A 22,567-nucleotide genomic window follows, 5' to 3' on the forward strand; every position below is an offset into this window, starting at 1 on the left:
GGGCGTGCGAGTGCTGGTGTCGTGGGTCCCGGACTGGCCGCTGATCACCACGGGGCTGCCGGACGGGGAGCCGGTGGCGGTCGTGTCGGGGGACGGACGGGTGGTGGCGTGTTCGGCCGCGGCGCGGGCGGCCGGGGTACGCCGGGGGATGCGGGTGCGGCAGGCGCAGTCCCGCTGCCCCGGGCTGCGGGTCGCCGAACGGGATCAGGCGGCCGAGACGCGCGGGTTCGAGCCGGTGGTACGCCGGTTGGAGGCGGAGGTGATGCCGCGGCTGGAGGTGATCCGTCCGGGCATGGTGGCCGCCCCGGCCCGCGGTCCCGCGCGGTACTGGGGCGGCGAGGCGGAGCTGGCCGCGCGGGTCGCCGCGGCGCTCTCCCGGCTCGGCCACCCCGTGCAGAGCGGGGCCGCGGATACGACCTTCGCCGCGGCGCTGGCGGCCCGCGCCCGGTCCGGGGTCCTGGTTCCGGCCGGGGAGACGGCCGGTTTACTCGCCCCCTATCCGGTGGGCGTGCTCGGTCGGCCCCGGCTGGCCGAACTGCTGGTCAGGCTCGGGATCGGCACGCTGGGCGGTTTCGCGGCGCTGCCCTCGGACCAGGTGTCCGCCCGCTTCGGCGCCGACGGGGCGGCGGCGCACCGCACCGCGTCCGGGCGTGAGCCGCGGCTTCTGAACGCCTCGGGCGCGGAGCCCGACCACGCGGTGCGGTGGGGCTTCGACCCTGCCGAGGAACGCACCGAGCCGTTGGCGTTCGCGGGGAAGGCATTGGCCGAACGGTTGCAGGAGCGGCTGACGTCAGCGGGCGTCGTCGGAGCACGAGTGGAGGTGGAGGTGGGCCTGGCCGACGGCCGCAAGTTGCGGCGGGCGTGGCGGCACGAGGGACGGCTGTCGTCGTTGGCGGTCGCGGAGCGGGTGCGCTGGCAGGTGCAGGCGTGGACCGATGCCGGGGATCTCGCCCCGGCCGCCGACGGGGCCGGGGGCGCGGTCGGAGTGGTGGAGCTGGTGCTGCGGCCCCGGCAGCTCAGCGCGGCCACCGGCCGTCAGACGGTGCTGTTCGGCGGGGGCGCCACGCTGGACGATCTGGAGCGTGCGGCCGGTCAGGTGCAGGCGCTGCTCGGGCACCGGGCGGTCACGCGGGTGGAGTTGACCGGGGGCCGCGGCCCGGCCGACCGGGTCCGCAAGGTCCCGGTCGGCGACATCGCCACGCCCCCGGCCGGTGGCGGGCCGTGGCCCGGCAGGCTGCCCGCCCCGCACCCGGCCACGGTGTACCAGCCGCTGCTGCCCGCCCGGTTGCTGGACGGCGCCGGGCAGGTGGTGAGCGTCTCGGGACGGCTGGCGGTCTCCGCGCCTCCGGTCCGGCTGACCGTGGACGGGCTCCCCGGCGTGCTGGAAGTGACCGCGTGGAGTGCGCCGTGGCCCGCGCTGGAACAGTGGTGGGACCGTGACCGTGCGCGGCGGATCGCCCGGATGCAGATCACCACCGCCGCGGGCGGGGCATGGCTGTTGCAGATCTCCGCGGGCCGGTGGTGGGCCGAGGCCCACTATGGCTGACCGCCGCACCGGTCGTCTGCTGCGCCTGCCCGCCGCCGCTCCGCGCACGGCGCGCCCAGCGAATCCGGCGCACGCGGCGGACCCGGCGGACCCGGCACACACCGAATACCGGGAAGAGCGGAGCCGGTTGCCGTGGGCGGAGCTGCATGCGCACAGCTCGCTGTCGTTCCTCCAGGGGGCCAGTGATCCGGGGGCGCTGGTCACGGAGGCCGTGCGGCTGGGCATCGAGGTGCTGGCGCTCACCGACCGGGACGGGCTGTACGGGGCCCGGCGGGTTGCCGAGGCCGCCCGCGGTACCGGGCTGCGGACCGTGTTCGGCGCCGAACTCACCCTCACCGCTCACGGGCTCGGGCACCCCGTCGTCCTCGCCCGGAACCTCGACGGGTTCCGCCGCCTGTCCGCGGCGATCACCGCGGCCCAGCTCGCCGGGTCCAAAGGCCGTCCGGTGTACGACCTCGACGTGCTCGCCCGCGCCGCCGCCGGCGGCGACTGGGCGGTCCTGACCGGCTGCCCGCCCGCCGACGCGGGCGAGGACGGTACGGAGATCGGACAGCTCGCCTTCCACCTCGACCGGCTCGGCGAGGTGTTCGGCAGCGGCAGCGTGCACGCGGAACTCATCGACTGGAATCTTCCCGTCGACAGCGTGCGCGCCGACGCCCTGGTGGTGGCCGCTCACCGCACCGGCACCCCCGTGGTCGCCACCAACGCCGTCCACTACGCCGCGCCCGCGCAGGCCCGGCTCGCCCAGGCCCTCACCGCACTGCGACGGATCGAGACCCTCGACCAGGCCACCGGGCATCTGATGGCCGCGCCGACCGCGCACCTGCGGACCGGGGCGGAGATGGAGGAGCGGCTGGCCCGCTACCCCGGAGCGTACGAATCGACCATCGCCCTGGGCCAGTCGTGCGTCCTGGACCTCGCCGAGCTGCGGCCCGAACTGCCGCGCTTCCCCGTACCGCCCGGTCACGACGACAGCTCCTGGCTGCGGCGACTGGCCGAGCGGGGCTGCGCGGCCCGCTACGGAGCCCGTGACGATCCGGCGGCGGCGACCGCGTGGCGGCAGCTCGACCACGAACTGGGGGTGATCGGCGATCTGGGCATGGCCGGGTACTTCCTGATCGTCCACGACATCGTGCGCTTCTCGCAGGAGCAGGGCATCTGGTGCCAGGGCCGGGGCAGCGCCGCCAGCAGCGTGGTCTGCTACGTCCTGGGCATCACGGCGGTGGACGCGCTCAAGCACGGGTTGCTCTTCGAACGGTTCCTGTCGATGGAGAAGTCGGGGCCGCCGGACATCGACATCGACTTCGAGAACCACCGCCGCGAAGAGGTCATCCAGTACGTCTACACCCGCTACGGCCGTGACCACGCCGCGCAGGTCGCCAACCTCATCAGCTACCAGCCGAAGCTGGCGGTCAGGGACGCGGCCCGAGTGCTCGGTTACCCGGCCGCCGCCGTCAACGCCATGACCCGGTCCCTGCACCACCGGCCCGGCCGCCCCCACACCCCCGACGGCGCGAGCAGCGACACAAACACGGCCACGAGCACGGCCACAAACACAAACACAAACACGGGCACGGGCACGGGCACGGGCACGGCCACGACAGCCGATCCGGACATCCCCGCCGACGTCACCGACCTGGCCGCTCAGCTCAAAGGTCTGCCACGGCACCTGGGGGTGCACTCCGGCGGCATGGTGCTGACCGCGCAGCCGATCGGCGAGGTCATGCCGGTCGAATGGGCCACCATGCCCGGCCGGTCCGTCCTCCAGGGCGACAAGGACGACGTCGCCGCCGCCCATCTGGTCAAGATCGATCTGCTGGGTCTCGGCATGCTCGCGGCCCTGCACACCGCCTGTGACCTGATCGCCGGACACCACGGCGTACACCTCGACATGGCGACGATCCCGCAGGACGACCCGCGGGTGTACGCGATGATCGCCCGCGCCGACACCATAGGGGTCTACCAGGCCGAGAGCCGCGCCCAGATCAGCACCCTGCCGCAGCTGAAACCGGCCTGCTTCGAGGACCTCACCGTCGCCGCCTCGATCATCCGCCCCGGGCCGATCCAGGCCGGGAGCAAGCACCCGTATCTGCGGCGCAGGGCGGGCGAGGAACCCGTCACCTACCCCCACCCGCTGGCCGAAGCGGCGCTGAAGAAGTCCCTGGGGGTGGTGTTGTGGCAGGAGCAGGCGATCCGGCTCGCCACCGACTGCGCCGGGTTCACCCCGGGCGAGGCCGACCGGCTCCGCAAGGACCTCGCCGCCAAACACGCCACCGAGAAGGTCGCCCGGCTGCGCGACCGGCTGCTGACCGGCATGGCGCGGCGCGGGATCGGCCCGGACGCCGCGGAGCGGATCATCACCATGATCTCGTCGCTGAGCAGTTACGGCTTCCCCGAGTCCCACGCGCAGTCCATGGCGGGCATCATCTACGCGTCCGCCTGGATCAAGCACTACTATCCCGCGGCCCTGATCGCCGGGATCATGGCCCACCTGCCGATGGGCTTCTACGACTCCCAGACCCTCATCCAGGACGCCCGCCACCACGGCATCGCCGTCCGGGGCGTCGACATCAACGCCTCCGGCGTGCACGCCACCCTCGAACCCGACTCCGCGCGGCCCGACGGACACCCGGCGATCCGCCGCGGGCTCACCAGCGTCCGCGGACTGTCGCAGGACGCCGCCACGGCCCTCCTCACGGCCCGCGCCGAGCGGCCGTTCCGGGACCTGGACGACGTCGCCCGACGCGGCGGCCTGGGCGCCCGGCTCCTCGAACAGCTCGCCACCGCCGGCGCCTTCGCGTCCCTGGGCACCGGCCGCCGCACCGCGATCTGGCGCTCCGGCGCCCACACCGCGCACCAGCAGCCGGTCCTGCCCGGCTTCGACGCCCTGCCCGACGCCCCCGAACTCCCCGCCATGACCGCGGGCGAGACCACCCTGGCCGACCTCACCGCCACCGGCGCCACCGCGGGACCGCACCCCGTCCACCATCTGCGCCCCTACCTCGACCACCTCGGCGCACAGCCCACCAAGGCCATCCGCACCTGGCCCGCACAGCGCCGCATCCGCGTCGGCGGCATCGTCAAATACCTCCAACGCCCCCCGACCGCCAACGGCATGGCCTTCGCCGTCGTCGAGGACGAGACCGCCATGGCCAACCTCGTCATCACCCCACCGGTCTGGGCCCTCATCCGCCGCACCATCCTCGACGCCCCCGCCGTCCTGCTCGACGGCCACATCGAACGCGAACACGACGTCACCAACCTCGTCGTCCACACCGCCCGCCCCCTCGGCGAGGGCGAGCCGAAGGCGTAGGACCGCGACGGGTGTTGGGGGACGGTGGGTGTCGGGTGACGGTGGGTGTTGGGTGACGGTGGGTGTTGGGTGGCGGTGCGAGGGACGGGCGGGGGACGATGCCAGGTATGGGTCAGAAGGGAACGTCGGGGCGCGCGGCGGGTACGACCGCGTTGGTGGCTGTGGTGCCGGAGGCGGAGAAGGTGGTGGGCGCGGCGCGGGAGCGGTACGACCCGGCCGCGGCGGAGGGGGTGCCCGCGCACCTCACGGTGCTGTATCCGTTCCTTCCGGCCGAGCGGATCGACACGGGGGGGCGGGCTGCGCTGGGTGAACTCTTCGCGGGCCACGCGCCGTTCGAGATGCGCTTCCCCCGCTTCGGGCGGTTCCCGGATCTGCTGTGGCTGGCGCCCGAGCCCGAAGGACCCGTGCGGGCGCTGACCGCGGCAGTGGCGACCCGGTGGCCGGAAGCCCCGCCGTACGGAGGCGCGTTCGGTGATCCGGCCCCCCATCTGACTGTCGCGCAGGGGCAGTCGGACGAGGTGTACGCCGCGGTGGAGGCGGAGTGCGTCCCGGCGCTAGCGCTGCTGCGGACGCGGATCGCGGAGGTCCGGCTGGTGGTCTTCGACGGCGTCCGCTGGACGCAGGACGCCGTGTTCCCCCTGGGCGGAGCCCCCCACGGCGGGGCTCGCTGAAACAGAGCCCACTGAAACGGCGTCCGCCAAACCCTCGGCCCTCACCGAACCCGCGTCCGCCGAACCCTCGCCCCCGCCACGCAGCAGCAGAAGCCACGCGGCCAGCAGCCCGAGGACCCCGACGGCGGCGAGTTGGAGCCGGAAGTCGACCAGGGCGACCAGCCCCGCGCCGAGGGCGGCGGCCAGCGCCGTGGGGCCGAAGATCACCGTGCTCGCGGTGGCCGCGACCCGGCCGACCAGTTCGGGAGCGGTGCGCTGCTGGACGGCGGTGAAGGCCGCGACGATGACCCAGGGCAGCCCGACCCCGATGGCGAGGGTCGCGACGAGCACGACGGGCAGTGAGGGGACGGCGCGCAGGGCGGCGCCGGTGGTGAAAAGCAGCAGGCCGACGGCGGCGAAGACCCGTTCCGGCAGGCGGCGCATGACCGCGCCCGCGACCACTCCGGCGACGATCGACCCGGCGCCCTGCACCACGTAGAGCACCGCCACGAAGGCGGGCGGACGGTGCAGCCCGGCCTCGGTCATCTCGTAGATCGCGGAGCTGCTGAGCCCGGACAGCACCATCGCGACCGCTCCGACGGTCACCAGCGGGCGCAGCAGGGGGTGGTCGCGCAGGCAGCGGATGCCCTCCGCGGCCTGTTCGCGCCAGCCCTCGGCCGGTGGGACCGGCGGGAGTTCACGGGTGCGCAGCATCGCGAAGGCCGCCGCCGCGAGGACGAAGGTGACGGCGTCGAGGACGGCGACGGCCCCGCCGCCGTAGCGCAGGAAGAGGCCCGCGCCGACGAGCGGGGCGAGCAGCTTCATGGCCTCGTTGACGGTCATCCGCAGGCCGTTGAAGTCGCCGCGCAGGTCGACGGGGACGGCGGCGGTGACGAGACCGGCCTCGGCGGCGTCCGACAGCACGGAGGCGGCGCCGACCACCGCGAGGACCACGAACAGCAGCCATGCCTCGCGGCCGGACCGTACCGCGAGAAGGACCGGGAGCAGGACGGCCAGGGCCGCGTTGGTCCAGATCAGCAGCGAGCGGCGGCGCACCCGGTCGGCGAGGGTGCCGAGCACGGGCCCGGCCAGAGCGGGCGCCCACACGCAGAAGGTCACGGCCGCCGCGAGGCTGCTGGAGCCGGTCAGCGTCTTCACCCAGATACCGGCGACGAGCAGCATCGCCGAGTCGCCGAAACCGGAGACCAGGACACCGCCCAGATACGTCGCCGCGTCACGGTCCCCCAGGACCTTGCGCACCGTCATGACTCCCAACATATTGCTTGGGAGTCAGCGACGGCAACCGCCTGCCCGCTTCCCGCGGCCGTGGACGGTCTAATGGGCACATGACGGCGACCGATCCCCTCCTCAGAGCCCTCGCCCACCCGGTGCGGCTGCGCATCGTGTCCCTGGTCTGGAACGCGCCGCTGTCCGCCGCGGAACTCGCCCGCGAACTGGGCGTCTCGCACGCCCTGGCCAGTCAGCATCTGCGCAGGCTGGACGCGGTCGGCCTGGTGGAACTCGCCGAGGTGCGCGCCAACCGCGGCGGCAGGGAACGCCGTTACCGCGCGGTGCACGGCTCCCCGCTCTCCGATCAGCGGGACGAGGGGGCGCTGCTGATCGCCGAGGCGCTGGCCCACAATCTGCGCGACCGGGCGGGCCGCCGCGCGCCGGGCGCCGCGGGGGTGACCTCGGACGCGGAGCTATGGGTGGCGCCCGAGGTCTGGGACACCTTCCGTGTCCGACTGGCCGCGCTCTTCGACGAGCTGCACGACGCGGCGCGAGCACCGCATTCGCCGGGCACGGTCGGAATCGGCGCGACGGTGATGGCGTTTCCCCTCACTGAACCCGACGCCGGACCGGGACCCGCACAGCCCGACCACAAGCACGAGCCAGCCCGCGAGCGCGACCACGACGAGCACCAGCACCAGCACCAGGACCAGCACCAGCACGACCACGCACCCGCGCCCGAGGCCGCACCGGCCACCGCCCACCACCCCGAAGCCCCACGATCAGAACCGGAGCGATGATGAGCCGTCAGGAAACCTCCGCCCACCCGCTGTTCGACCTCCTCCAGCGGCAGCTCAACGGCGTCCTCGTCACGCTGAAGCGGGACGGCCGGCCGCAGTTGTCCAACGTGACCTTCCACTACGACGACTCGACCCGCACCATCCGCGTCTCGGCGACCGACGACCGCGCGAAGACCCGCAATCTGCGCCGCGACCCGCGGGCCAGCTTCTACGTCTCCACGCCCGACCTCGGCGCGTACCTGGTCGCCGAGGGCGACGCCGAACTCACCCCGGTGGCCGCCGATCCGCACGACGCGACCGTGGAGGAGCTGGTCGACCTGTACCGCGCGCTCCGGGGCGAGCACCCGGACTGGGACGAGTACCGCGCCGCGATGGTCGCCGACCACCGCCTGGTGATCAAGCTGCGCGCCGACCGCGCCTACGGGTGGGGCCGCGAAGAGGGCGCCACCAGCGGCCCGTTGGCCTGAGGCCCGGCGCCGCGACACCGATTGCCACGGACGGACGGCCGAACAGGTTGAATTCCGGCGGGAATTCCCGGCAGAGTTCCCTCATGGACGAAAATGAGTTCGATTTCTACCGGACGCAGAGCGTGGCCAGCGATCCGGGCGGCACGGACGTCTTCGCCGGGCTGCCCGCCGACCCGGGGGTCCTCGCCGAGACGGTGCGCAGTCTGCTCGTCCACCGGGAGGAGACGCACCTGTTCGGGTACGAGCTGCCGCGCGACCGCAAGGACGCCGAGGCGGAGACCCGTTACGCCGCGGACATCCTCGCGGTGGCGCGCGGCCTGTGCGACGCGCCGCTCGACCGCCCGCGCCGCCCGGAGGAGCGATTCGCCGGTACCTGCCGGGACTTCGCGCTGCTGCTGTGCTCCGCGCTGCGCGAGAAGGGCGTCCCCGCCAGGGTCCGCGGCGGCTACGCCACGTACTTCACACCGGGTTTCCACGACGACCACTGGATCACCGAGTACTGGGACGCGGACCGCGCGAGCTGGCGGCTGGTCGACGCGCAGATGGCCGCGCCCGAGCTGATCAGCGCGCACGGCATCGACTTCGACCCGTTCGACGTGCCGCGCGACCGGTTCGTGGTGGCGGGCCGGGCGTGGCAGGACTGCCGGTCGGGCGCGGCGGACCCGCGGACGTACGGGGTCGAACTCCTCGGTCTGCGAGGGTGGTGGTTCGTGCAGCACAATCTGCTGCTCGACCTGGCGATGCTCAACAGCACCGAACTGCTGGTGTGGGACGGCTGGGGGCTGGCCGACCCGCCGATGGACCAGCCGTTCGACGCACTCGGCGCCGACGACGTGGCGCTGCTCGACGCGGTCGCCGAACTCAGCGCCGCGGGCGGCCCCTTCACCGGAATCCGCCGTCTCCCGCGCGAGCACGAGGCGCTGCGGGTGCCGCCGGTGGTCAGCTCGCACACCACCTACCTGGGCGAACGGAGTGTGACGCTCCGTCAAGCGGTCGCTTCCGACTGAGCCTTGCTCACCCCGGCCCCGAGGACGCCTCCGTCCCGTCGGCCACCCCGCGGTCCGCCGCCCGCGTCAGCCGCCCCGCCACCACCCGCAGATACTCGGCGAGTTCGGGCGGCTCCCGCACCTCGAAGTCCACCCCGAGCATGCCGACGAACATCGCCAGCGCGTCCAACGACTCGAAGCCGGTGGTCAGTTCGCAGGTGTCGGCGTCGATCGGGTCGACCGCTCCGAAACCCGCCCAGATCTGCCGGACGGTCGAGGCGGGCGCGTGCAGCACCACGCGCGCCTGGAAGCGGTACGCGTGCGAGGTGACGCCCTTGGCCACGTACTCCGCCGCGTCCTCGGGCAGTTCGCGGGGCGTGAAGCGCGGGCCGGTGGGCGGCTTGGGCTCCATCCGGTCGACGCGGAAGGTCCGCCAGTCCGCGCGGTCGACGTCGTAGGCGAGCAGGTACCAGCGCCATCCGTGGTGGACGAGCCGGTACGGTTCCACGGCCCGGCGGCTGGCCTTGCCCGCGTAGTCGCGGTAGTCGAAGCGCAGCAGCTCCCGGTCCCGGCACGCGGCGCCGATCACGGTCAGCACCTCCTGGCCGACCGTCGGGCCGGCGGCGCGCGGCCGTACCGTGACCGCCTGCATCGCCTGGACGCGGTGCCGCAGCCGGGACGGCAGCACCTGCTCCAGCTTGGTCAGCGCGCGTACCGACGTCTCCTGGATCCCCTCGACGCTGCTGCCCGCCCCGGTGCGCAGGCAGAGCGCGACCGCCACCGCCTCCTCGTCGTCGAGCAGCAGCGGCGGCAGCGCGGCGCCCGCGCCCAGCCGGTAGCCGCCCGCGGTACCGGGCGCCGCGTGCACGGGATAGCCGAGCGCCCGCAGCCGCTCGACGTCACGGCGGACCGTGCGCGCGGTGACGTCCAGCCGCTCGGCGAGGTCGGGCCCCGTCCAGTCGCGGCGTGACTGGAGCAGCGAGAGCAGGCGCAACAGCCGCGCCGAGGTTTCCAGCATGCCGTCCAGTCTGTACGAACCGGCGCCCCCACCGCGCGGGGTGCGGTGGGGGCGCCGGACGGTGGAGCTGTTGAGCGGGTGAACTGCCTTTGCCCGCAAGGCTTCCGCCCGCTCGGCCGATTCACGCCGACTCGCGCGGGCCTCGCTTACTCGCGCGGGTTTCGGCGGACGGCTCAGTAGACGCTGACCCCGTACGCGCTCAGCGCCTCCGTGACGGGCTGGAAGTACGTGGTCCCGCCGGAGGAGCAGTTGCCGCTGCCGCCGGAGGTCAGGCCGATGGCCTTGGTGCCGTCGTAGAGGGAGCCGCCGCTGTCGCCGGGCTCGGCGCAGACGTTGGTCTTGATCAGACCGTAGACGATCTCGCCGTTGCCGTAGTTGACGGTGGCGTTGAGGGCCTGGACGGTGCCGCTGTGGATGCCGGTGGTCGAGCCGCGACGCGTGACGGACTCGCCGACGTAGGCGTTGGCGGCGCTGGTGATGTCCTGGCTGCCGACGGTGCCGTCATGGGCGACCGTCGAGTCGTAGCGGACGATGCCGTAGTCGTTGGTCGGGAAGCTGGTGCCCGTCGTCGGGCCGATGTAGGTGCCGGAGGTGGTGTAGTACGCGGGCTTGCCCTCGGTGCAGTGACCCGCGGTCAGGAAGTAGTACGTGCTGCCGCTGCGGACGTTGAAGCCCACCGAGCAGCGCCACTGGGTGGTCTGCACCGCGTCGCCGCCGGAGAGCAGCGTGTTGAAGGTGCCCTCGACCCGGTTGATGCGCACGGCGTCGCCGAAGCCGGCCGTGGACTTCTTGAGCTGGTCGAGCTGGGAGGCGGTGACCCGGCTGTCGATGCTGACTTCCAGGGTGTTGCTGCGCGGGTCGACGGACCAGGCGGTGCCCGCGACGTCGGCCGCCTTGGTCGCGTCGCCCGCCTTGGCGAGCTGCGCGGCGCTGTGGGTGACCAGGCGCGGGGTGGCGCCCGCGGCGCGGACGCTGTCGGCCGCGGCCTGGGTGGTGACGTTGACGACGGTGGTCTTGCTCGCCGCGTCGTAGTAGGTACCCGCGGTGCTGTTCGCGCCGAGGTGGGTCGCGAGGGTGGCGGCCGCGTCGGGCGTGGCCTTGGGGGTGGGGGTGGCGCTCGCCGACGGGAGTGCGACGGCGGTGGCGGCGATCAGGCCGGAGGTGACGGCCAGAAGCTGTATGCGCCGGGTGGTCTTCACTCGTTTCCTCCTGTGGGGGTGGGAGGTTGCGGGGGGATTTGTCGGTGTACTGTCAGACTCGATCCGATATTCGAACGCCTCATACGCCTGACAAGCACTCACAGGAGTATTCAGATCCCACAGGCAACACACAAGGGGGCCTTTCGGCCGGGTAGTTCGGCCGAATGTCCGTACGGCGCCTGACACAGCGCTGCCCCGGCGGTCCAAAAACCGCCGGGGCAACCGGATGTGACGCTGTCTCAGTTGGTGAGAACTGCCCGCTCCCCCGCTTCCAGCGCGAAGGCCAGGGTGTTGCCCGGCGGCGGGAACGGGCAGATGAAGGCGTCCGCGAAAGCGCACGGCGGCAGCGTCGTACGGTTCAGGTCCAGCGTCAGCGAACCGTCGGCGTCCGGCGCGGGCGCGTGCAGGAAACGGAACCGGAAGGTGCTGGTTCCGCTGGTCGCGTCCGCGATGACGCCCCACAGCCGGCCGTCGTCCTCGACCGTCACGGCGAGCGTGTGCTCGGTCCCGTCCACCGTGAACGCCAGCTCGCCGCCGAGGCCGAGACCGCGCTCACGGCCGTCCGCGTTCGGTACCCGGACGGTGCGGTCGGCCTCGAACGGGCGGAAGACCGCGGGCAGCACCCAGCGCTCGTCGGGGTCGAAGGCCGCGATCCCGGCGAAGGCCAGACGGGCGGGCGACCGCGGGTCCCAGACCCGTACGGCGAGCAGGCCCTCGCGGACGATCGCCAGCAGTTTCCTGCCGTCCGGCAGGAACACCGGCTCGCCCTCGGCCTCCAGCACGGTCGACACGCCGTCCGCCTCGTGCACCACCGCCCCGCCGTCCTGCCGCCACCGGCCCGGCAGTCCGGGGATCGTCCCGTCCCCGGCCACGTCGTCGAGCCAGTACGTACCGATCAGGGCCAGCGGACCGTACGGCGCCGCGACGGTCTCGGCCCGCCGCTCGTGCCACCGCTTCCAAGCAAGAACCGTTTCTGCGCTCATGCCGACCAAGCCTTCCATACGGGCCGTGCGAGCCGGACGCGCTCGCACGGCGGTGACCTGCGGGGAGTGTGCCGTGAGGGGGTACGAGGAGTGTCGCGGGAGAGGGCGCGCGGAGTCATGGGACAGGACGTGCGAAGCCTCGGAAGGAGGCGCGCGGAGTCTCGGGAGGAGGCGCGCGGCGACGCACCGCCGTCCGACCGGTGAGACGGGCGGTTCACCGGAGGTCCGGTAACGGGCGGTGCAGGCCCAGGTGTTCGCGCAGTGTCGCGCCCGGGTGGAAGGAGCGGAACAGACCCCGGTGCTGGAGCAGCGCGGTGGTCCCGTTCACGAAGCGCTCCAGATCGCGTCGGGGCTCCACCGGCCGGACGCGGAAGCCGTCGACCGCGCCCGCCTGCTGCCACGCGGCGATCAGCTCGGCCAGGTCGACGGGGCCGCCGCAGAACAGCACGCCGCCCGCGCCGTCCGGCACCAGGGTGATCTCGGCGCCCGGCTCCGGGCCGATCTCGCCGCCGCCGAGGTCGACGGAGAGTTCGGCGAGCACCAGCAGCCGGTCCGGGTCCCGCCCCGCTCCGACCGCCAGCCGCCGCAGTTCGTCCCGTACCAGCCCGGCTGTCTCGGGACCCGCGGCGCGGACGAAGGCGAGGTCGGCGTACCGGGCCGCGACGGCGCGGGCGGCGGGTTCGGTCGCGTCCACCGCCGTGACCGGCCGCCCCTGCCGCACCCGCGGGCCGGGCGCGCCGCCGTCCCACTCCCGCGCGACCGCCTCGGCGACGGCCGCCGTCTCCCGCCACATCGCCTCGGCTCTCGCTTTCGGCGTGAGCGCGGATCTCGGACCGGATCTCAGGTCGGCCGTCCCCCCGGCCTTCCCCCCGGCCGTCCCCCCGGCCCTCGACTCGGACCTCCGACCGGACGCCGGACCGGACGCCGACTCAGGCACCGGCTCTGGCACCGCCCGGGGCGTCCAGCCGGCCCGGCCCCGGCTGGCCGAATCCAGGGCGCCGACCGCCGCCGCGACACCACGCGGCCCGGCGCGGGTCACGGGCACCGCGGGGACGAGCCCGATCCGGCCGGTCTCGGCGGCCACCGCGGTGAGTACGGCGAGCGGATCGGCGTCGGCCGCGCCGTCCAGGGTGACGAAGTCCAGCGCGCCGCCCTCCGCGAGCCGGGCCAATTCCCCGTACGAGGCCACCTCGTAGCGGTCGGGGACGTCGATCGCGGCGGCGAGATGCAGCGAGCGCGTACGACGCCGGACGGCGGGTGCGGGCGGCGCGGCGGCAGCGGCGGCGGTCACGGAGGCACCCCGCGACGCGGAGGCCGGGGAAGAAGAGGAAGAAGGCGAGGGAGAGGAAGGAGAGAAGGCAGCAGGCATGCGAAGGCTCCGTGGACACGCGGAAGGGGCACGGGAGTCGTCTTCACACAGGCCGCCGCGTCCCTCAACGCGGCTGGGCCCGTCAAGGGCCTTGACACGAGGCTATGCCGACGCCGTCACCCGCTGTCAAGCATGTCCAGGTGCTGGACCACGCGTCTCAGCGTGGTTGACGGATGCCCTGATGGGCTGCTGCACTGTGGGCATGCGTAGCTGTCGGCTCGTCACTCGCGGCCACATCGACTTCGGTCGGGTGTGGTCGGCGTCGTGTTGTTGTAGCTGACCTTTCTCCGACGGATCGTCCCGTCCTCACACACGCGCGCACGCAGCCCCGCCGTTTGACCGCCCTCCCTCGGGCGCTCCCCTCGCAGGTCACCCCCGCGGGCCGTCCCGCCCACCGGGCTCCCGCTACGGGCCCGACCTCATTCGTAGAGTTCATTCGTAGAGCTCATTCGTACAGCTCACCCGAACACCTCACCCGTACAGCTCATCCGCACGCCCCGCCGTACAGCCTCAGCAGTCGCACCCGCAGTCGCAGCAGTCACAGCAATCGCAACAATCACCGCAGTCCGAGCAACCGTCGCAGTCGCAGTCGCAGTTGCTGCACCAGGAATCGCGGCGCTGCCCGCTCCACGGGTCGTCGTGCTCGCGGCAGCACAGCTCACAGGTGCAGCACATCCCGGCGTAGACCAGGCAGCCCATGATCAGTCCGCGCCTGCGCGGCGGCTCGGGCGGCGGGAAGCCGCCGGGAAAACCGGGGCCGCCGGGCGCGTTCGGCCGCTGGCCCGGACCGTGCGGAGTGCCGCCGGGCGCGCCCGGCGCGTAGGGGTTGCCCGGCGGGGGCGAGGCGGCGGACGGCGCCGCGCCCTGGTGCGCGCAACCGCCGGTGCCGAAGGCCCTGTCCACCGACCGTCCCAATTCGTGGACGAGCAGCACATGGGTGAGCTTGCCCGAGGCGGACCCGGCGAAGTCGGTGTCGCGGAGCGCGAGCCGTATGCCGTGCAGCGCGTCGTCGCACAGCCGCCGCGCCTCGGCGAGGTCGGTGCCGGTCGCGGTGAGCGGGTTCCAGGCGCCGGAGCGGGTGTCCTCGGCCAGGTCCTCGACCGCGTCCAGGAGGTGGGCGAGCCGTCCGAAGAGCCGTCCGGCCTCCGCCAGCGGTTCCCGGTTGGCGGGCCGCCCGGCGAGTACGGCGGTGTGCGCGAAGGCCGCGGCGGTCGCCGTCTCGGTGGGCTCGGTGACGGTCAGCAGCGAGGTGCCGAGTCCGGCCGCCGCCTCAATCCCGCCCTGCCGCCCGACCGCGTCGAGCAGCACCGCGGTGTCGAAGCCCAGGCTGTCGCCGGTACGCGCCCCGGCCCGGTCCCAGCGGCGGGCGACCGTACGGGCCGCCGCGGCGACCGGCCGCCGGGCGAACGCCCCGTCGGCGTCCTCCACATGGTCACGCATCTTCGCCGAGGCGAGCACCAGCGAGACGGCCGCGGCCAGCCGCGCGCCCTCCCCCATGGCGACCGGCGCCGTCCGCATCCCGCGCAGCGGGCACGGCCCGGCCTTGCGGCGCAGGCTGTCGGCGTCACCGGACACGGCCGTCTGCGCCTCGACGAGCACCGACACGACGAGTCCGTCGTAGTTGGTGGCGATTCTCGCGAACTGGCCGTGCCCGTCCCGCAACGCGAGACACAGGCCGCACAAGTGGGCCGTCCAGGAGGCCGCGAGCCCCTCGGACATGCGGTGCCGACACGGCCTGATGATCCCGAACATCGCGTGCTCCCCCGTTGAACTCGCCCGCCCGCAGGGCCGACCCCTGCGACCGGCGGACATATTATCCGCAGCCGGGGGCAGGGGTCAGTCGCCGGCGGCAGCCGTACGGGCCCGTCCGGGCCCACGGTCGGCCGCCACCACGACGCGCGGATCGCGTACGACGGTTCGGGGCCGGCCGGTGGGCGCCGGATACGAGCGGACTTACGACGACACGTACGGCCGTGCCTACGAGCGCGCGTACGGCCGGACGGCCCCGCATGTCACCCGGAAGTGGGGAGCGCTCCCAACGAAGTGTCAGGGGCCATATCCCTGGGCCTGCCTGACGATCCGCCACTATCGTGTGCACCAGTACCGTCACAAGACGCCTGACTGGCGGCAATCCGCTTGGCACATCATCCACATCATGGACGACCATAGGACTGCGGACGGTACTGACCGTGTGAGAGAGGAGGCGTCCATGGGATCGGTTCGACGGGCGAGTGCTTGGCTGGGCCTCGTTGACGACAACGGCGGCGAGGGTTACTACGACGAGGAGTACGCCGACTACGGCGAGGGCTCCGAGCGGGCTGACACGTGGGTGACCGACCCGCGGGTGCGGGTCGCCACCGAGACCGCCGAAGAGCAGGGCCGCAGGATCGCCACCGTGACCCCGGACGGTTTCCGGGACGCGCGCGGCATCGGGGAGCTGTTCCGCGAGGGCGTCCCGGTCATCGTCAACCTCACCGGCATGGAGCCGAGCGACGCCAAGCGCGTCGTCGACTTCGCCGCCGGTCTCACGTTCGGGCTGCGCGGCTCCATCGAGCGCGTCGCCACCAGGGTCTTCCTGCTGACTCCCGCCGACTACATGGTCATGAACGCCGACGCCAAGCGCGGCGGCGACGGCTTCTTCAACCAGAACTGACACTCTGGTTCGACCAGAACCGACACTCTGGCCGCCGCTCTATCACCCGCCCGCCGGTCCCGCCCCTGCCGGGGGCCGGGGGTTGTCTCCCCGGGGACAGCCCCCGATCAGGACCGGGCAGGGCGCTCACCGGGCGGGTACGGCCGCACCGCGTCATCCGCGGAAGGCGTCGAGTCCGGTGAGCGCCTTGCCCAGGACGAGCTGGTGCATCTCGACCGTGCCCTCATAGGTGAGCACGGACTCCAGGTTGGTGGCGTGCCGCATCACCGGGTACTCCAGTGAGATCCCGTTGGCGCCCAGGATCGTCCGGGCGGTGCGGCAGATCTCGATCGCCTCGCGGACGTTGTTGAGCTTGCCGAAGCTCACCCGTTCCGGCCGCAGCCGTCCGGCGTCCATCCGCTGTCCCAGGTGGTGGGCGAGCAGGATGCCCTTGTGCAGTTCGACCGCCATGTCGGCGAGTTTGGCCTGGGTGAGCTGGAAGCCGCCGATCGGCCTGCCGAACTGCTCGCGCGTCGTCGCGTACGACAGGGCGGCCTCGAAGCTGCTGCGCGCGGCGCCCATCGCGCCCCAGACGATTCCGTAGCGCGCGTGGCTGAGGCAGCTCAGCGGTCCTCGCAGACCGGTGACCTCGGGGAGTACGGCGTCGGCGGGCAACCGGACATCGTCCATGACGAGTTCGCTGGTGACCGAGGCGCGCAGGCTCCACTTGTGGTGGATCTCCGGCGCGGAGAAGCCGGGGGTGTCGGTGGGGACGACGAAGCCGCGGATGCCGCCGGGCGCGTCCGTCGTCTGGGCCCAGACGACGGCGACACCGGCCACCGAGCCGTTGGTGATCCACATCTTGCGGCCGCTGAGCACCCAGTCGGAGCCGTCCCGCCTGGCGTGGGTGGTCATGGCGGCCGGGTCGGAGCCGTGGTCGGGTTCGGTGAGGCCGAAGCAGCCGATCACCTCGCCCGCGGCCATCGACGGGAGCCAGCGCTGCTTCTGTTCCTCGGAGCCGTAGCGGTGGACGGCGTACATCGCGAGCGAGCCCTGGACCGAGACCAGCGAGCGGATGCCGGAGTCGGCGGCCTCCAGTTCCAGACAGGCCAGGCCGTACTGGACGGCGCTCGCGCCCGCGCAGCCGTAGCCGGTCAGCGTCATGCCGAGGGCGCCGATCGCGCCCAGCTCACGGGCGAGTTCCCTGATGACGGGCAGTTCGCCGCGCTCGTACCAGTCGGCGACATGCGGCAGCACGCGGTCGGCGGCCCATTTCCGTAGGGTGTCGCGGACCGCGCGGTCCTCGGGCGTGAGCAGGTCGTCGAGGCCCAGCGGGTCGTACGGGTCGAAGGGCGGGGTTGCGGCTCCGGGCATGACGGGGGACCTCCGGCACAGAAGGACACGGAAACTAGCGGCGGTAACCTACGGCTCGGCGCCGACGTTACGTTTCAGTCTGCCGTGCGTCCAGACCGCTCGGCCCGCCGCGCGCCGGGACCTTCGCGCACCCCGTGGCCCGGCCGCCGGGGGCCGGACGCGGCTCACTCCCCCGGCGCGCCGGACCGTACGGCCGCCGCGGGCTCCTGGCGGGCCGGGAGCACCAGATCGCAGGTGGCCTGCCCCTTGTCCGCGCCGCATTCCATGACGCGTGGCAGCCGCAGCGCGGCCAGCGCCCCGGTGAGCAGCAGCCCCGCGCTCACCAGCAGGGTCATGTGCAGCCCGGTGACGAAGGAGTGCCGGGCCGCGTGCCGCAGCGCCGCGCCCGAGCCGCCGCCGAGTCGGTCGGCGACGTCGTACGCCTCACCGAGCGAGTGGCCCGCGGCGGTGCTGTCGGCGGCGCTTACTCCCGGGGTGCGGGCGACGCCCGGCGCATAGGCGGCGTTCATCACACTGCCGAGCAGTGCGATGCCCATCCCGGCGCCCAGTTGGTACGAGGTCTCGCCGATCGCCGCCGCGCCGCCCGCCTGGTGCGCGGGGGATTCGCTGAGCATGGACTCGTAGGCGCCGAAGAGGGTGGCCTCCAGGCCGAAGCCGAGCAGGACGAAGGCGGTGGTGAGCAGGACCGGCCGGTCGCTCTGGCCCATGGCGGTCAGCGCGAGTACGGCGACGGCGGTGAGCACGAAGCCGCCGCAGACCATGCGGCGTGGACCGAAGCCGCGCAGCATGCGGGAGCCGGTGAGTCCCGCGGCCATGGCGGCGAAGGTGAGCGGCAGCAGGCGCAGTCCGGTCTGGAGCGGGCTGAGGCCGAGGACCAGTTGCAGGTACTGCACCGCGATCAGTTCCAGGCCGACCAGGGCGAGCATGGCGAGCACGATGCAGCCGACCGAGGTGGAGAAGGCGGGCTGGGAGAACATCCGGACGTCGATCAGCGGGTGCTCGCGGCGGCGCTGGCGGCGTATGAACCAGACCAGCAGGCCCACTCCGGCCAGCAGCGGGACGAAGGCGGCGGCGTCCAGCGGGCTCGCGCCGCCGCCGAGCCGCTTCATGCCGAGGACCACGCCGAGGACGCCGAGGGCGGCGGTGACCGCGCCGAGCACGTCCCACGGGCCGTCGGTGCTGCCCCGGGACTCCGGCAGGAGTATCCGGCCGAGCGGCAGCATCACGGCCATCAGCGGGATGTTGATCAGGAAGACCGAGCCCCACCAGAAGTGCTCGACGAGGAAGCCGCCGAGTACCGGGCCGACGGCGGCGCCCACCGCGGCGACCGCGCTCCACACGCCGATCGCCGTCGCGCGCTCGCGGCGGTCGGGGAAGACCTGTCGAAGTATCGACAAAGTGGCAGGCATGATCATCGCGCCGCCGGCGCCGAGCAGCGCGCGGGCGGCGATCAGTACGTGGGGCGTCGGCGCGAAGGCGGCGAGCGCGGAGGCCACGCCGAAGAGGGCGTAGCCGATCAGCAGGACCTTGCGGCGGCCGATGCGGTCGCCGAGTGTCCCGAAAAGGATCAGCAGAGAGGCGGCGATCAGCGGATAGGCGTCCACGATCCACAGCAGGTCCTGGGCGCCGGGCCGCAGATCCTCGGTGAGGGCGGGGACGGCCACGTGCAGCACCGTCGCGTCGAGAGCGACGATCAGCAGGCTGACGCAGAGGACGAACAGAATGGTCCACCTGCTGACCGGCCTCGTCATACGCATACCTCCACGAACGAGTGAGTCGTCAGCGTACGCGAGACCACTCGCTGGTCACGGGCTCACAACACCCGGTCACCGCCCCCGCGGGACCCCCTCGGACACCCGTCGCGCGCCCCGGCGCCGCCCGTGCGCGGCCCCGTTCGATCACGTCGGCCCGGGTATGGACGGGGAAACTGCGGAGAAAGGTGAGGGAAATAAGCAATAAATAAGAAGGCCGCACCTTGCCGACCCTGTGAGTATCAACACCCGAACATAAACTCCAGCCACTCCCGCATTCCGCCCGAATCACCGGCTGCCAAAGGGCTCCCTGAGACGCACTCCACATCACATCGTCATTACAAAGCAGCTCGTACGGCCGAACTATGCCGTCACACGCTGTAACGTCGATTGAGTGCGAACCGATGAGAAGCGCCTCCGTACGGCGGAGCGCCCGACCACCCGCGACCTGCCGCGGATGAGCCGAACACGCGTGTGGCTGTTCGGTTCGACGCTGGCGGTCTACGTGGCGATCGTCGTGGGCGTCCTCACCACTTCCAAACTGGTGACGCTGGACTGGCAGGTCATGCTCTGGCGTCCCTACAAACAATGGCCGCAAATCCACGCGTTCCTGGATTATTTCGTCGTCCTCGGCCAACGAGGTCCCACCGCGGTGATGGTGCTCGCGTGGCTGGGGTGGCGTGCGTGGCGCCACCGCACGCTGCACCCGCTGCTGGTCCTCGGCACCTCACTGCTGTTGCTGAACATCACCGTGGGAGCCGTGAAATACGGTCTCGGGCGGCTCGGTCCGCACTACGCGACGACCGTCGGCTCCGCCGAGATGTTCGCCGGCGGCGATATATTTCCCTCGGGTCACACCGCCAACGCGGTCGTGACCTGGGGCGTTCTGGCGTATCTGGCCACGACTCCGCGCGCCCGCAGGCTGGGGTCCGTGGTGAGCGCGCTGCTCGCGCTCGGCGTGGGCGCCACGACGGTCTACCTCGGTACGCACTGGGTGAGCGACGTGCTGCTCGGCTGGGCGGCCGGTCTGCTGATCCTGCTGGCGCTGCCGTGGTTCGAGCCCGCGATGGCACGGGCCGAGGACTTCCTGGCCTACGCCTGGGCCCGGATGCGCACCGGTTCCGCCGAAGCGGTCCTCCGCCCGGAGGCCGTGAGCCCGGTGCTGGTCGCCCAGCGCTCCCCGGCCTCCGCGCAGGACCAGGACCCGGACGCGGAGCAGGAGGAGCACGCGCCGAGCCGCGCGACGGTCGGCGCGGTCGCCCGGGGCGTCACCGCGGCGGTCACGGCCACCACGACCACTCCGGTCGCCGCCGCCCCGCACGCGCCCGGCAGGCCGCCCACCGGACGCAACGAGCGCACACCGCTCACCCCGGTCGGCAGCCGCCGTCCGCCCGTCGAGCGTCCGGCCAGGCCCACGACCCCGCTCGCGCACCAGCAGGTGCGCGGCCGGGGCATCGCGGGCTGAGCCGGGCGGCTCGGCCCGTCAGCCGACCCAGCAGCGCTGGACACGGCCCCCTTCCACGGTGAAGTTCAGCCGCCCGACGACGTACTCCATGGTCACGATCGCGCCGGGCGGCAGGCTGCGCACCGTCTGCCAGCCCCGCTGCTCGGCCAGGCGCTCGGCCTCCCGCGCGTCGAGGCCGGTGTAGGCGTCGGGGTCATCGGCCGGGCTCCGTGGGGGCCGCGGATCCTGTGGGGTCTGAGGGTTGTGAGGCATACCTTCACGGTAGGCGTCCCCGGGCCGGAACGACCTTGATCATCACGTTTCTGTCACAGATCGTGCCCTACGGTTCGCTCCGTCCCCGTGAATACCCGCAGGTCACTGAATTACCTGTCCACACAACTCCCGCACAGCATCTTCGCAATGCCTCCGGTTACTCGCGGGTCCATGAGCATGAAGAGATAGGAATTGGGTAGACGGTCGTCTTTAACTGACGATGTGTTGCCTTCGGCGTCCGGCCTTCCTGACCGCGGCCCCCGTCATGTCCCCCGCGGACAGCAGGGCGCCCATCGTCCGCCCGACCGACGCGCGGACCGCGGCGCGCGGACGGGCGCCGCCGCGCGCCCGGTCGTCCAGCAGCCGCTGGAAGAGGTCCACATGGCGCCGGGCGATGACTGAGGGGTCGTAGTGCGCCGAGGAGGCCAGCGCGGCGCGGCCCATCTCCCGGCGGCGCTCGTCGTCCTCGATGAGCGACAGCAGCGCGGCGGCGATCGCGTCGATGTCGCGCGGCGGCACCAGCAGACCGTTCACGCCGTCGTCGACGATCTCCCGCGGCCCGAGCGGGCAGTCGGTGGAGACCACGGGAAGCCCCGCGCACATGCCCTCCACCAGCGTCATGCCGAAGGACTCCAGGGTCGAGGTGACGGCGAGCACCGACGCCTTGGCCAGCTCCGGTTCGATCGGCGAGACCGCGCCCATCAGCTTCACGTTGTCGCGCACGCCCAGTTCGGTGACGAGCGCTTCGAGCTTCGCGCGCTCGCGGCCCGAGCCGTACAGCCGCAGCGTCCAGTCGGGGCGGCGGTCGCGGACGAGGGCGAAGGCGCGGATCAGGTCGTCGTAGCGCTTGGCGGGGGCGAGCCGTCCGGCGGCGACCACGACGGGCGCGGTGCAGTCGGAGGGTGCGGCGCCGGTGGGCGGCACGCTGTTGGGGACGGCGGCGACCCGGACGCCCGGCATACGGCGGCGGTAGACGGCCGCGTCGGCCTCCGTGGTGGTGGTGACGGCGTCCAGGCCCGGGTAGTGGCGGCGCAGGGTCAGCACGAGCCGCGTGGAGTGCGTGTCGAGCGTCAGGTGTTCCTGGGCGACCCGGACGAGGCCGCGCGGCGCCTGGCGGGCGAGGTGCACGTTGAGGCCCGGCCGGGTGCCGACCACCACATCGGTGTCGAGTTCCGCCAGGCACGCGCCGATGCGTTCGTCGGTGATCGGGCTGTAGAGGGCGTGCCGCCGGTCGGTGGACGGGAAGATCGCCGACGGCCGCTGGTGGCGCGGGTCGTCGAGGACGCCGTCCTGGGCGCCTTTGCGGATGTCGACCAGATATCTCAGCCGGATCCGGGGGTCGTACGTGAACTCGGGCCGGTCGCGGTCGCGGAAGACCGAGACGATCTCGACCTCGTGCTCGTCGGCCAGCCGCGCCGCCAGATTGCGCACCGTGCGAATGGTGCCGCCGATGCCGTACGTGCTGTGTATCAGGAAGGTGATGCGCATGGGCGTGCCCGTGTTCCTGTTCCCCCGCTGGACGCGGGTCGGTC

At 72.8% G+C, this 22,567-nt stretch carries 18 protein-coding genes; 8 read left to right on the forward strand and 10 right to left on the reverse strand.

All coding sequences use genetic code 11. From position 1 onward, the window contains the following. The first annotated feature begins 4 nt into the window (after positions 1 to 4). From ACFZAM_RS22385 to ACFZAM_RS22395, 3 genes are all read left to right on the forward strand, one after another. Positions 5 to 1,546, forward strand: a complete 1,542-nt coding sequence (locus ACFZAM_RS22385) for a DNA polymerase Y family protein (protein ID WP_391048551.1) — start codon at positions 5 to 7, stop codon at positions 1,544 to 1,546. After that, on the forward strand, positions 1,539 to 4,859 hold the full coding sequence (locus tag ACFZAM_RS22390) for an error-prone DNA polymerase (RefSeq protein WP_391048552.1): 3,321 nt from the start codon (positions 1,539 to 1,541) through the stop codon (positions 4,857 to 4,859). The genes ACFZAM_RS22385 and ACFZAM_RS22390 overlap by 8 nt, the downstream gene beginning before the upstream one ends. 107 nt (positions 4,860 to 4,966) lie before the next feature. Further along, positions 4,967 to 5,530: a 2'-5' RNA ligase family protein gene (locus tag ACFZAM_RS22395; protein WP_391048555.1), complete on the forward strand. Its 564-nt coding sequence runs from the start codon at positions 4,967 to 4,969 to the stop codon at positions 5,528 to 5,530. Here the strand turns inward: ACFZAM_RS22395 and ACFZAM_RS22400 are convergent. After that, positions 5,414 to 6,775, reverse strand: coding sequence for an MFS transporter (locus tag ACFZAM_RS22400; protein WP_391048558.1), 1,362 nt, complete (start codon positions 6,773 to 6,775; stop codon positions 5,414 to 5,416). The two genes, ACFZAM_RS22395 and ACFZAM_RS22400, sit on opposite strands and share 117 nt — an antisense overlap. A gap of 80 nt (positions 6,776 to 6,855) precedes the next feature. Here ACFZAM_RS22400 and ACFZAM_RS22405 point away from each other — a divergent pair, with 80 nt between their 5' ends. The 3 genes from ACFZAM_RS22405 (at position 6,856) to ACFZAM_RS22415 (ending at position 9,013) form a co-directional block, all read left to right on the forward strand. Then, positions 6,856 to 7,539 (forward strand): helix-turn-helix domain-containing protein, encoded by a 684-nt coding sequence (locus ACFZAM_RS22405; protein WP_391048560.1) that lies wholly within the window; start codon positions 6,856 to 6,858, stop codon positions 7,537 to 7,539. Continuing rightward, a complete protein-coding gene (locus tag ACFZAM_RS22410) occupies positions 7,539 to 8,006 on the forward strand; it encodes a TIGR03618 family F420-dependent PPOX class oxidoreductase (protein WP_391048563.1) in 468 nt (155 codons plus the stop codon). Before ACFZAM_RS22405 ends, ACFZAM_RS22410 begins: the two co-directional genes overlap by 1 nt. 83 nt (positions 8,007 to 8,089) lie before the next feature. Further along, complete coding sequence (locus tag ACFZAM_RS22415; protein ID WP_391048565.1) at positions 8,090 to 9,013, forward strand: transglutaminase domain-containing protein; 924 nt, start codon at positions 8,090 to 8,092, stop codon at positions 9,011 to 9,013. Between the two features lie 7 nt (positions 9,014 to 9,020). Here ACFZAM_RS22415 and ACFZAM_RS22420 read toward each other — a convergent pair whose 3' ends face one another. The 5 genes from ACFZAM_RS22420 to ACFZAM_RS22440 all read right to left on the reverse strand — a co-directional run bounded on the left by ACFZAM_RS22420 (position 9,021) and on the right by ACFZAM_RS22440 (position 15,313). After that, positions 9,021 to 10,010, reverse strand: a complete 990-nt coding sequence (locus tag ACFZAM_RS22420; protein WP_391048568.1) for a WYL domain-containing protein — start codon at positions 10,008 to 10,010, stop codon at positions 9,021 to 9,023. 173 nt (positions 10,011 to 10,183) lie between these two features. Then, complete coding sequence (locus ACFZAM_RS22425; protein WP_391048571.1) at positions 10,184 to 11,209, reverse strand: alpha-lytic protease prodomain-containing protein; 1,026 nt, start codon at positions 11,207 to 11,209, stop codon at positions 10,184 to 10,186. Between the two features lie 239 nt (positions 11,210 to 11,448). After that, complete coding sequence (locus ACFZAM_RS22430; RefSeq protein WP_391048572.1) at positions 11,449 to 12,192, reverse strand: DUF1684 domain-containing protein; 744 nt, start codon at positions 12,190 to 12,192, stop codon at positions 11,449 to 11,451. Positions 12,193 to 12,406: 214 nt separating this feature from the next. Continuing rightward, on the reverse strand, positions 12,407 to 13,483 hold the full coding sequence (locus tag ACFZAM_RS22435) for an FMNH2-dependent monooxygenase (protein WP_391048574.1): 1,077 nt from the start codon (positions 13,481 to 13,483) through the stop codon (positions 12,407 to 12,409). A gap of 588 nt (positions 13,484 to 14,071) precedes the next feature. Further along, positions 14,072 to 15,313: a DUF5685 family protein gene (locus tag ACFZAM_RS22440; protein ID WP_355333465.1), complete on the reverse strand. Its 1,242-nt coding sequence runs from the start codon at positions 15,311 to 15,313 to the stop codon at positions 14,072 to 14,074. Positions 15,314 to 15,770: 457 nt separating this feature from the next. On the opposite strand from ACFZAM_RS22440, the gene ACFZAM_RS22445 reads away from it, so the two are divergent. Continuing rightward, positions 15,771 to 16,214 carry a cell division protein SepF gene (locus ACFZAM_RS22445; protein WP_188283772.1) on the forward strand — a complete coding sequence of 148 codons (444 nt, stop codon included), beginning with the start codon at positions 15,771 to 15,773 and terminating at the stop codon, positions 16,212 to 16,214. A 153-nt stretch (positions 16,215 to 16,367) separates the two neighbouring features. Here ACFZAM_RS22445 and ACFZAM_RS22450 read toward each other — a convergent pair whose 3' ends face one another. After that, positions 16,368 to 17,567: an acyl-CoA dehydrogenase family protein gene (locus ACFZAM_RS22450; RefSeq protein ID WP_391048577.1), complete on the reverse strand. Its 1,200-nt coding sequence runs from the start codon at positions 17,565 to 17,567 to the stop codon at positions 16,368 to 16,370. Between the two features lie 164 nt (positions 17,568 to 17,731). Beyond that, positions 17,732 to 19,324 (reverse strand): MFS transporter, encoded by a 1,593-nt coding sequence (locus tag ACFZAM_RS22455; RefSeq protein WP_391048579.1) that lies wholly within the window; start codon positions 19,322 to 19,324, stop codon positions 17,732 to 17,734. Between the two features lie 388 nt (positions 19,325 to 19,712). Between ACFZAM_RS22455 and ACFZAM_RS22460 the strand changes: the two genes are divergently transcribed. Beyond that, positions 19,713 to 20,783: a phosphatase PAP2 family protein gene (locus tag ACFZAM_RS22460; RefSeq protein ID WP_391048582.1), complete on the forward strand. Its 1,071-nt coding sequence runs from the start codon at positions 19,713 to 19,715 to the stop codon at positions 20,781 to 20,783. Positions 20,784 to 20,801: 18 nt separating this feature from the next. Here ACFZAM_RS22460 and ACFZAM_RS22465 read toward each other — a convergent pair whose 3' ends face one another. Then, positions 20,802 to 21,035: an I78 family peptidase inhibitor gene (locus ACFZAM_RS22465; protein WP_188285797.1), complete on the reverse strand. Its 234-nt coding sequence runs from the start codon at positions 21,033 to 21,035 to the stop codon at positions 20,802 to 20,804. A 210-nt stretch (positions 21,036 to 21,245) separates the two neighbouring features. After that, positions 21,246 to 22,523, reverse strand: coding sequence for a glycosyltransferase (locus tag ACFZAM_RS22470; protein WP_391048584.1), 1,278 nt, complete (start codon positions 22,521 to 22,523; stop codon positions 21,246 to 21,248). Positions 22,524 to 22,567: the final 44 nt, after the last annotated feature.

It is taken from the genome of Streptomyces sp. NPDC008079 (assembly GCF_042957385.1).
Lineage (GTDB): Bacteria > Actinomycetota > Actinomycetes > Streptomycetales > Streptomycetaceae > Actinacidiphila.